Source organism: Lachnospira hominis (ex Hitch et al. 2025), from assembly GCF_040096395.1.
In the GTDB taxonomy this organism is placed as follows: domain Bacteria; phylum Bacillota; class Clostridia; order Lachnospirales; family Lachnospiraceae; genus Lachnospira; species Lachnospira hominis.
Genome location: NZ_JBBMES010000017.1, coordinates 42,291 through 53,814, shown reverse-complemented (window position 1 = coordinate 53,814; position 11,524 = coordinate 42,291). Strand labels below are relative to the sequence as shown.

The 11,524-nt window shown below is 34.0% G+C and carries 5 protein-coding genes; 2 read left to right on the top strand and 3 right to left on the bottom strand.

The features are described from left to right. The coding region (locus WMO38_RS12530; RefSeq protein ID WP_349162924.1) for a hypothetical protein at window positions 1-777 on the top strand (777 nt) is incomplete at its 5' end. 77 nt (window positions 778-854) lie between these two features. Beyond that, the gene (locus tag WMO38_RS12525; protein WP_021865254.1) at window positions 855-1,148 is read left to right on the top strand and encodes a fatty acid kinase subunit FakA-related protein; all 294 of its coding nucleotides are present in this window, start codon (window positions 855-857) and stop codon (window positions 1,146-1,148) included. 62 nt (window positions 1,149-1,210) lie between these two features. On the opposite strand, the gene WMO38_RS12520 is transcribed toward WMO38_RS12525, so the two are convergent. The 3 genes from WMO38_RS12520 to WMO38_RS12510 all read right to left on the bottom strand — a co-directional run bounded on the left by WMO38_RS12520 (window position 1,211) and on the right by WMO38_RS12510 (window position 11,522). Next, window positions 1,211-6,793: an MBG domain-containing protein gene (locus WMO38_RS12520; RefSeq protein WP_349162923.1), complete on the bottom strand. Its 5,583-nt coding sequence runs from the start codon at window positions 6,791-6,793 to the stop codon at window positions 1,211-1,213. Window positions 6,794-6,975: 182 nt separating this feature from the next. Continuing rightward, entirely contained in the window at window positions 6,976-9,393 is a 2,418-nt protein-coding gene (locus tag WMO38_RS12515) for a hypothetical protein (RefSeq protein WP_349162922.1), read from the bottom strand. Window positions 9,394-9,674: 281 nt separating this feature from the next. Continuing rightward, a complete protein-coding gene (locus tag WMO38_RS12510; protein WP_349162921.1) occupies window positions 9,675-11,522 on the bottom strand; it encodes an O-antigen ligase family protein in 1,848 nt (615 codons plus the stop codon). Window positions 11,523-11,524: the final 2 nt, after the last annotated feature.

Here is an 11,524-nt window from a genome sequence, read left to right as displayed (position 1 = left end):
ATTGTCTATATGTCTTATAAGAATGACATATCTTTTATTCTTGGAAGTGAGATGTCACTTTTTGAGCATCAGAGCACATTTAATCCAAACATGCCGCTCCGTGGATTGTTTTATTTTTCAACTCTTTATAAAAAGTATGTGGCTGAAAATAATATCGACATCTACTCATCAAAACGGGCACAGATTCCAATACCACGCTACATAATATTTTATAACGGTCGTCAGGAGATGCCGGAAAGATGCACGCTGAGGCTGTCGGATGCGTTTTCTAAAGTCTGCGACACTACGGAAGATAAAATGTCCCAATTTATTTTTCCACCGGCAATGGAAATCACCGCTCATATGATTAACATAAATATTAGTAATAATGCTGAATTGATAGAAAAATGCAGGCTGCTCCACGATTATGCAGTATTTATCGGGCTAATCCGTAACTATATATCTCAGGAAAATGATATTAACACAGCCGTTACACTTGCAATTAACCATGCCATAAGCCATAATATTCTAAAAGAAGTATTATCAGTGCATACAGCGGAGGTGCGTGACATGATTCTGACAGAATATAATGAGGAACAACATATTAAAAATGAGAAAAATATCAGCTATGACGATGGATTTAATGATGGAGTCGAGCGAGGTATTAGCCAAGGAACACAAATAGCAAATACCAAAGCAATAAAAAACATGATTAAACTTAATGTCCCAAAGGATAAGATACTGGAATGTTATTCGGAAGAAGAATATAATTCTGCCCTTAATGATACTGAGAATTAAATTTCTTGAATATATGCAAAATTTATGTCATAATAGCGTAGATTAAGAATACATATACAAAGAAAGGCGGATTTTTTATGTCAGAAATTCACAGTATAGATGCGGAGGACGATCAGTTCGCATATCGTTATGACACCCAGCTTTTAATTGACAAAAGAGACAAAGATTTGGATGAAGATGAAATTTCCGATTACATAACAGAACATTTTGAAGGCAACAGCCTTATCGCTGCCGGAGATGAAGATTTAGTAAAGATTCATTTTCATACAAATGAACCATGGAAAATCCTTGAATATTGCAACACTGTCGGTGAAATTTATGATATTGTCGTAGAGGATATGATTCGTCAGACTGCCGGATTACAAGGTTAATAAACAGGCTCCGCCAACACATAAGTGCCAGCGGAGCCTTGATTTACAATTAATTATTATTATTATTTACAGTTCTTCTTTTTTCTTCTTCCAGACATTACTGCAAATCCAGCAAACGATACCATGAAAAGCATTGACCAAAGAACCGGCTTTGCTGTATCTCCCGTCTGTATAATATCTGTACCCTGATTATTATTTGTATCTGCAACTTCATTATTGACAATTGTAAAACTTGTAGATGCTATACCATCTTTCCATATAATTTCAAATACATGGCTTCCTACAGACAATGTCTTAATATAATCCGGCTTTAATGTGATTATTGTTGAGCCCTCTGCAACTGTATAATTCGTGGCATCAACGCTCACACCATCCACTTTAATTCTTATGAACTTGGCAAAATCACCATTTCCTTTTATCACAAGATTCATATCAGTATTCTGTGACCATGAACTGTCTGCACCGGCAATAATCTTATATTCCAACGGCACAAGTTTTTCAATATCAGCTTTTTCAAGAATTGTTCCGCAAACCTTACATTCTTTGTGTCTGCTTCCTTTCTCTTCAATTGTTGCCTCTTTATCTGTCATCCATTCACTTACGGTATGATTTGCGTTTACAACAAAATTAACCTCTGTGCTGTTACCTGCTTTATCATAAGCGATTACCTTATGCATTCCATCTGCTAAAATATATCTGCCATTAATTGATGTCAGCGTTTGCACATCATCACCAATTATATCAGTCACCTTGTCAAAATTGTCATCTGATATAGTAAATTCTACCTTTTCACAGTAGATTTCACCTTCTGCAACACCATCTATAACAGGTGTAGTTGAATCAATTACCACACCATCTGATGAAATATATGTTGCATTTCCTGCGTGGTCTTCAATTCTTGCAAAAACAACATACTTGTTATCGGGATTAACATTAAATGATGCTTTGTAATTCTTAAATTCTCCCGCTGTGAATCTCTTATCAAGTTCATCTGTTGTATAAGCCTTCGCTTCGTCTCCACTTGCAAGCAGATATGAAATCTTAACCGCATCTTCAGATAAATTAAAACCATCACTGCTATAACTGTCATCTGTTCCTGCAATTGTTACTTTCTGTGTCGCACTAAAGAAACGTCCGAAAGTTATTTTGTTAAGAAGTGTATTCCATGTATTATCACTTAACTTAATCTCACCTGTCGGCTTAATCGTATCTGCCTTAAAATCTCCGTGTTCCGCTTTACAGTCATCACATATTGCCTTTTTGAAATATGTAGCTGTTCCACCGGAACATTTTTCTGTTTCCTTATACGTGCAGCCTGAATTCGTACAAATCCTGCTGTGTGTATTGTCTCTGTTTGATGTCCATTCTGACATATTGTGTCCTGTTGCTGGTGCTGCCTCAAAATTTCCTTTTATTTGTGTCTCAAAATCGTTATATAAAGAATTCTTAAATCTAGCAACATATTCTATAATTTCAGGATTTGTACAATCTCTGTTTTGTACTACCACAATATCAGAAGCGGCTGTCTCTGAATCAGTATACTCACATATACTGCATTTTCTTACTGCAGTACATGTCTTATAATCATCCGACCATGTATAAGTATATTCACATGTATGGGATATCTCCTGGATTTTATAACCGTCACTCTTGTCACAATAAGATTTTGTACATTCTTTCCAGTGATTTATGCTATCACTGTGCCATACTGCATTATCGAATCCATGTGTATGAGTAACGATAATTTTAAATCTACATGTCTTTGTATCACCGTTTTTTGTATATGATACCGCAAGAATCTTTTCACCTACCGTATTCATATCCAATTCATCTGCATTTGTTGTATATCCTGTAATCTGCTCACTATAACCGTCTTCATAATATGCAGTTACCGTAATATCATCAACATTCAAAATTTCTCCTGCTTCATAAGCAGTTTTTTTCTTGTGGGCATCAAGCCTTGTCGGAGCAAGAGATGTATTATGTTCAATTACAAGCTTTCCGTCAGACAAAGCAATGTCATAATTTGATGTCACATCCTTTGAACCGTTTGTAATTGCTATACTGCTTACGCTGATTGTTCCGTTATCTGTAAGTGCCGTTGTACTTGCTTTAAGTGTAATCTCCGAAATACCGTCGCCTTCTGTCAAACCGCTTACATTATATTTTGTGTTATCAATATCATTTCCCCATACTATCTTCTGGTCATCAACTTTAACTTCAAGATCTTTTTTCGCAATAACTACTTTCTTTTCACCTGTAACCGTGCCATAGTTTGACTTTTCAATCTTATAGCAGACGGTATATTCACCCGCATCGGTAAATACAGGATTATTTGTGCTGTAAGTTTTTCCGTCCGTACTGTAAGTTACATTTGTCGAAGACGGACTCATAACATCAACGCTTATACTATGCGGTTTGCCGTCATATGTGCCGCTGTAATCCGTAGCGTTATACAATATCGTGCCGTTTTCCACAGTAAGCGTAATTACAGCTTCACCAGCCGCATAATTTCCGTTTGCCGCTGTTATAACTTTTACTTTAAAAATTCCTGTATTTTTAATATTTAAAATACTTCCGTCAAGTGTACCCTCACCGGTAACCGAACCGTCAGTCTCTTTTGAAACCAAAGAATAGACCGCTGTACCTGCATTACTGTCGATTGTAAAGTATTGTGACACATCAATATCCGACTCATCATACTCAAGTCCTGTATCTGTTCCCGTAATACTGACAGGTGTAGCCGCTTTATTTTTAATTACCGCTATACCTGTTGTCTCACATCCTACAGCTATTTCATAATCTTCTAATTTGCTAACATCAAAGCTCCATCTGAAAGTATTTTCTGCCGAAGGACTATCATTATAATCTCCCTCTAAAGTCCATGTAACATCAATTTCACCCGTAACAGGTTCCATGCTTCCGTCAAATGAAAGACCTGCCGTGTTTCCAAGTTCATCATTACTATCTAAAATACTGTCCTCTGTATAATATTGCGTAAATGTATTATCAGCAGGAACTACAGGTTTTTTTATGGTTGTAATCTTACGTTTATCTGATTCAAAGCCTCCTGTTGCACTAATAATTCCGTTTTTATCAACAACCTTTCCATCCACAAATTCTCTTCCGTTTATAAATATCTTTGTATACGGTGCCAATACATAACCTTCGGCAGGTGAAAATGTTAAATGTGCCTTATACTTAGCCGGATAGTAGTCCACCGTTGAACTTACAGCGTTTCCCTGTATATCCGTCCATGTGATTGCTGCATCTGCAATTCCCTCTGTATTACATTTTATATCTGTATCAAACTTTTCTTCTCCTTTTGGAGCATTGATTGTCGCATCAATCCTGTCTATAACTTTACCACTTAATGCATTTACGGCATATGCCATATCATCTTCTTTTGTTTCCAGCCAGATGTGGCATTTTGACAGGTCAATATCTTCAGATAAATTCAATGCCTCTTTAATATATGAAGATGTACATACATACTCTGCTGAATCCAACTCTGGGCTGCAATAAAACCAGTTACTTCCTCCGTCATTTCCCTGAACCATAAGAACCACACGACCTGAGCATTTTCCTTTTTTAGCAATAATCTTTCCTTCTCCGGCATCATAAGCTGCAAAACCAATATCTTTATTACCTCCGTCAAGTCGCAATGTCATAGCTGTTCCATCGTAAACAGTCCCCTTTGCCTCATCGGTCTGAGAGTAAAATGCTGTTGCTGATGACGCAAAAAGAACCGATGAAAGATTCAGATTGGAAGCCGCACGTACTGCACAAACATTCTCGGCACTTTCAAAGTACCTTGAGCCGACTTTATCACCGCAAACAGCTATAAGTGCACGATCTGTACCTGCCGTACGCAGCCAAAATGCACTGTCTTGACTGTTATTCCAAAATGTCCTCATTGGCAATATTATTTTGTCAAAAGTTCCTATCTTTATATCTAAATCACCATAACCGCCCCCGGGTACATATAATTTATCGGAAACAGTATATGAATCGGAATTCAATGTATCCCACATATTAAGCGTTGTAGCCTGCATCAGGGTTTTCTCTGTCGCGGTAAATCTGCTGCTGTCAGCTATACTCAACAAATTTTGTCTGAGTTCACATGCGCCGTAATGATCAGAACTTACTGTCGTAGGAACATAATCATAGTATGTATATGTTCCCATACCTTCCTGAAATGTTACATCATTATTATCAGGATTAAACTTGATTCCCGTTGCCAAAGGACTCACGGTAAAAATAACTGTATTATCACCATCTATATTGTTATCTTTTCCCAATATGTACCAAGAATATGCACCGTCTTCATTTTTACCTAATTCCAGCTTTCCGATACCATCAGGTGTTCCGTCATAATGTAAAACCGAATCCATCAATTGGTCTTTTGTTGCAAAAACCGTACTGATTTCTGCCGGTACAGCATAAGTTATTCTGTCCCCATCTGTTGTCTCAAGCCATATCTGACAATTTCTCCAATCAATATCATCAGAAATATTTAATGCACTCTGAATATCTGAAACTTTAACCGTATCCGTTTTGTCTATTTTTTTACTGTAATACCAGTCATTCGTTCCATCGTTTCCTTGTATCACAAGTGACACCGTATCAGAAATGCTTCCCTTTGTTGCTCTAATATATCCGTTCTCGAAGTTATAGTACACAGACCCTATATCCTTATTCTTTCCGTTAACCCGCAGTCTCATCGCTGTACCCTCTGCGATTGTGCCATACACCGCAGAATCAGAAGTAGCTGCCGTGGCTGAAGACGCAAAAAGAACCGTTGCCAGATTCAGATTGGCAAGAGGACGTACTCCGAATTTTTCGTCCACATCATGACCTTCTATTCGATACGAATTCTTTATTTCATCGGGATTCGCAGTAAGTCCTATAGTTGCACCTCTAGGTGTACGTATCCAAAAACGTTCTCCGACAGCCCAATAAATGCTGCTTGCTATTTTCTTTGTATTAGTATATACTGCTATCAGCAGTTCTTTCTGACTAGAATCATATAAATTACAACCTGGAGCATATAACTTATCCGATATAGTATAGCTTTTATTGTTTAAACCCTCTATTGTTACTTCTACCTCATTCATTATAGCCTTCTCTGCATCGGAAAAGTATGTATCATTGTCATCTCTTACCATATCCTGAAGAACTTTCCTTAACTCACTTGCACCATAGTGACTTGCATATACTTCTTGCGGAGCATTATTTCCATAATTTCCGTACTCCTCCTTATATGTTTTTGTTGTCGAACCTGAAGATATGTCCTCAAATATCTGTTCTTTTTTTATGGAATCGGCTGCAAAAATAATTGTATTATCCTTTACATTATTTACACCCCCATCCTTTCCAAGAATATACCATTCCTGTATATTTCCGTCTTCGTCATTACCAAATGCCAGTTTACCGACAATATCCGATATTCCTTTATAATTCGGTGTAAATGTCTTATCCATCAACTGTTCCTTTGTCGCATACGCCGTTACGCTCGGCTCCTTGCTTCCTGCTGCCGCCTGCACCTTGCTCACACTATGTGGCATAAACGGAACAAGTCCCGCCATTAATGCAGTTGACAGTATAACTGCCGTTCCTTTTTTGATTTTTTTAATTAATCTCATATAAGTCCCTCCTTTGTATATAAATATTATTAATATCAAACGCACAATAAAAGTATCACGAGAAGATAATATATCTTAACAATATTATACATTAAACAGCATAAAAAAAATGCCATTTGCACGAAATGACATTTTTTCAACACGAATGATATTAATTTGTCAGAACACAAATTTCATCACACTTATTTATTAATTTTCGATAATCCCAATATATCTTTTTGAACTGCCTCAAGATCTAAAACAGATATATCATTATTCCCTTCTGATAGAAGTGCTGCCTTTTCATATACTCCTGTTAATATATCAATTCCTAGAATAGATTTTTGTATTAATTCCATATCTAACACATCTATCAATCCATTTCCATCTGTATCTCCTTTAATTACCACCACAGCTTTATCCATAACACTGCCGCTTTTTATTAATTGAATCTCACAACCGGTACCTACTTTATCACTATTTGTTAATTCATTTCCATCCTTATCGCATATTTTTACATCGTCAAATTTATCACTAACATCTTTAGCTGAAAGATTCTCTGATAATCCTAATACCAATTGAACATCCGAATTATATGTTTTATCAATCTTAATTTCTTCGTCTTTTATAACATCTGATAAAGTTTTCTTAGCCAAATTATTAAGTCTCAGAACTGTACCATCTTCACATATAACAATATATAAGTCGCCTGTTTTTATACAGTGTTTATAATTATTTAACATCAATTTTCCATCATATGAATACAAATTGTAATAAAATGTGGTGGATTTATCTTCGTTATATCTGTAATAATGGATTATAAAATATGGATATTCATTAGATGTATTTGTTAAAGCAACATCTATATTTTTATTATTTTCATCATTATATAATTCATCTAGATTTATATCTACCTCATTACCTTCAGGGTCATACAACCCACATCTATTATCAATTTTATCAGTATAATATCCTGTATCACCTATGTACTTAACTGTTGTCTGTGTTGTATATATTATTTCTTTATATGAACCATTATTATTTACATTATATTTTTTGCCGTCTTCCGTATAGTAGTAACTTGAATAATTTTTACTATCACTATACCATTCCATGTCGGGCATTTTTTCAACAATTTTTTCAGATGAAAAATCATACATTTTGTTTATTCTGTAATAAAATGTTTTACTTGCTCCGTTAATATCAATATTTTTATCTACAACATCATATGAGCAGATTCCCTTATCATCATATCCCAAATTTCCTCTTAATACCTTGACATCAGTAAAGTTACTCTCTTTTGAAACAAATAAATAACAATCTTCGCCACTACTATTATATTTATATAAAATTCCTGCATTATATATTGTTTCATAATAGTAATTTGGGGCTACCCCTTTTATATTTTTTACCGTCTCATTACATAAATCTCTTATTTGCTTCATATCTTTTTTTATATTACCATTATTATAATAATACCAGACATCTCCATTATCATCTTCAAATACAGCACCATTATAATCTCTATCATATTGCACAAATTTCATACTTTGCTGTGGCCAGCAATGTCCACTTGAATCTCTTATTATTGACTTTCCATTGCTATCTGTAATCTCTATGTTATCCCCATACATAGAGAAATACTTCCAATTACCATCAATAAAAAACTGTTCGTCCATGTTCTCATTATAAAATACAGCTTTATCTTCCCTCATACTGCATATATATTTATATCTTTTATATCTGCCGTTTTCTACACACACTTTGCCTGTGTCAAAATTAATATATACAAAAAAATTACTATAATCCAATATAATATATTTATAATCGGATTTTGTTTTAAAATCTGGATCAAAACCTGTTTTACCCTGATACATTTTCTTACCGGTCATATCATATACAGATACACTGTCATCGCTATGACTTATTATCATTCCTCTATACAATAATTGATAGCTTTTTCCTATCAAACTAACCTCTGTAACATTTTCATCAGAAAATACAAGAGTTCCATCCTCTTTTACCACTTCATATTTATATGTTTCATCTGCCTGTTTTGTATACAATCCATAGTATGCTTCTTCATTAATATTATATACCTGAATATCATCGTACCAATTCTTTTGCAAAAAACTTACTTCTGCTCCATTATAATCTATTGCTCCGATTTTTCCATCTTTCCCAACTAAAGCATAATTATAAAAAGAACCTGATAAATATCCGAAATAAATATTATCTGCTTTTACTGTTCCATCTTCATTCTTATTTTTTATATCTTTTTTGTTACCTTTTTCATCCATATATGTTATAACTGTATCTTCATTTACACTATAACAATAACGGCAATTTGTTCCGCTGCCTCTAGATGATTGTGCATCACTTAATAACACTACACCTTTTCCCCATATATTAGCTTCATCATACTTTTTATTGCTTATAATCTGAGCATAATTATCCTTAATATACTTATTAGTATCATCTGTGCTTAAAACCTGCTCATCAGTAATTTGCTCTGCATTAATTTTCTCGGTTCTTACTATACTGTTAATACCAATTGTACCTATGGCAATTGCCGCTGCCAGTATTGCCGATATGGTTTTTCTCAAAGTTCTTTTTACCATTTTATTTTCCTCCTATTCCTAATAATCCCCCAGCTGCTCCACAACCGGGGGATATTTATACTACTCAATGCTGATTAATCATTTCTATTCCAAGAATATTTTTCTGAACAGCCTCTATATCAAACACTGACACTTCATCTGCATCACTCAGCAAAGCAGCTTCTTTATATGCTCCCGAAAGTTCCTCTCCTATTCCAAGGATTGATTTTTGAATAGCCTCTATGTCAAGAACATCAATAGTTCCTGAACCATTGCTACTGTCTTTTTTATAAATCGCTTATTTAGCATATTGTTCCTCCTTGTAAATTTATTCCATATACGCTTGAAATATTAATTCCTAATAACAGCCAAAATATTGGGTTTACCGTAACCATACTATCATTAAATAATGAATATATAACAAATGCAATTATTGATACTATACTAGCTGCCGCTATTTCTCCCAGATAATTGTTATCATGCAGCAACGATGCATTAATCAAGGAAACACTTTTAATACAATTAATAGACGCTAAAATTATTAATATAATTACAGCTGCCAATGCTATGCAACCTTCTTCCACAGCAGTCTGAAGATACATATTATGTGGTTTATCAATAACAAACCGACTGCTTCCATGTGTATTAGCAAGCCCTACATAATCATTTTGTGGAAAATAAAATGAAAATGTTCCCGCACCATGTCCGCATATAAAAGTATTCTTTAATAAAGGGATTGTATTAACCCACATATATCCACGACCTGTAAATAAACTATAAAATTGTTGTCCTTTCCTGTTCGTTATTGATACATTATCTATCATAGAACCATCCTGACCAACGCCGTAGAATCTACCATCTGAAATATAAAATATGAAAGCATCCTTATATCCGGCATCTACAACAAGCTGCTTATATGAATTCACACTAACACTTATCATATCAAAAGTTTCTGCATTCAGATGTATGTTTCCATCATTTTCAATTGCCTGAATCACTTGTCCGTTTTCATCATAAAAAGAAAGATTATTATCTTTTATCTCTATTATAAGTGTGTGATTATCAGATATAAGATTTAATTTATTTTCTTCAATTTTAATATCTGATAATAAAAATATACCCTTGTTATCATCCACGGAATACGATGTATTTTTTATAATATTTTTGCTGACATCATATATTTTTCCATGGGTAAAGATATTAACAATCAACAAAATAATCGCTGTACTTATAGGTACGACCAGAATTTTGCACCATTTCCACAATGTACTTTTCGACTTTACCACTTTAATAAAATATGTTGTTGCAATCACTATAATTTCCATTATCATTAAATAAAATGATGCCGACGATCTGGCACATAATATTGAAAAAATCATTCCTGATGATAATATTCCATAGATTACATTATGCAACATTCCTTTTGCTCTAAGAAAAAATACGAGTGAAAATGGCAATAATAACAGACAAAATCCACCATAATAATTGGGATTATAAAATGTTAATGACGTCATATCTGTAAATTGTGTTACCTGTAATGTGTCCGCAATATACCTATATTCTTTAGATGATATAAATATTTTTACAAACGGTATTTCTAATAAAGGTTTATAAAAAAATTCTACGCAATTCAATATAATTGTTATACTCATAAGGATACAAATCATGTTCTTTAAACACTTACAGACACTTTCGTAACAAAAATAATTCATGCCTCCGACAAATATCACCATATATGATATAAGTACATATGCACTTTCAAATCCCGATGGACTTCCACTTTTTACCACAGCCGTATATTTTGAAAAAGCTGCTGATATTATTGTCATAACTATGTACACAAGCACACATATTAAAAACTTAATGTTACCCTTATATCGTACAGGTGTATTTTTTAATACATTATCCGGAAAAATATTTTCTCCGACAATCATAACAATAATTAATACTGCCATAGTAATTACTATTATCGACTTACAATATAAAAACACATCTACTATATATCCCTCGGTATTTTGAAAGTATTTAGATGATACATCATCTAATTTTATTACTTTTAATTTTGTAATCCATGGCAGAACAAGCATAAATATCATTATCAAAAATGCTTCAACATTCTTATAAAATGGAATATCTCTATTTTTCTTCATTA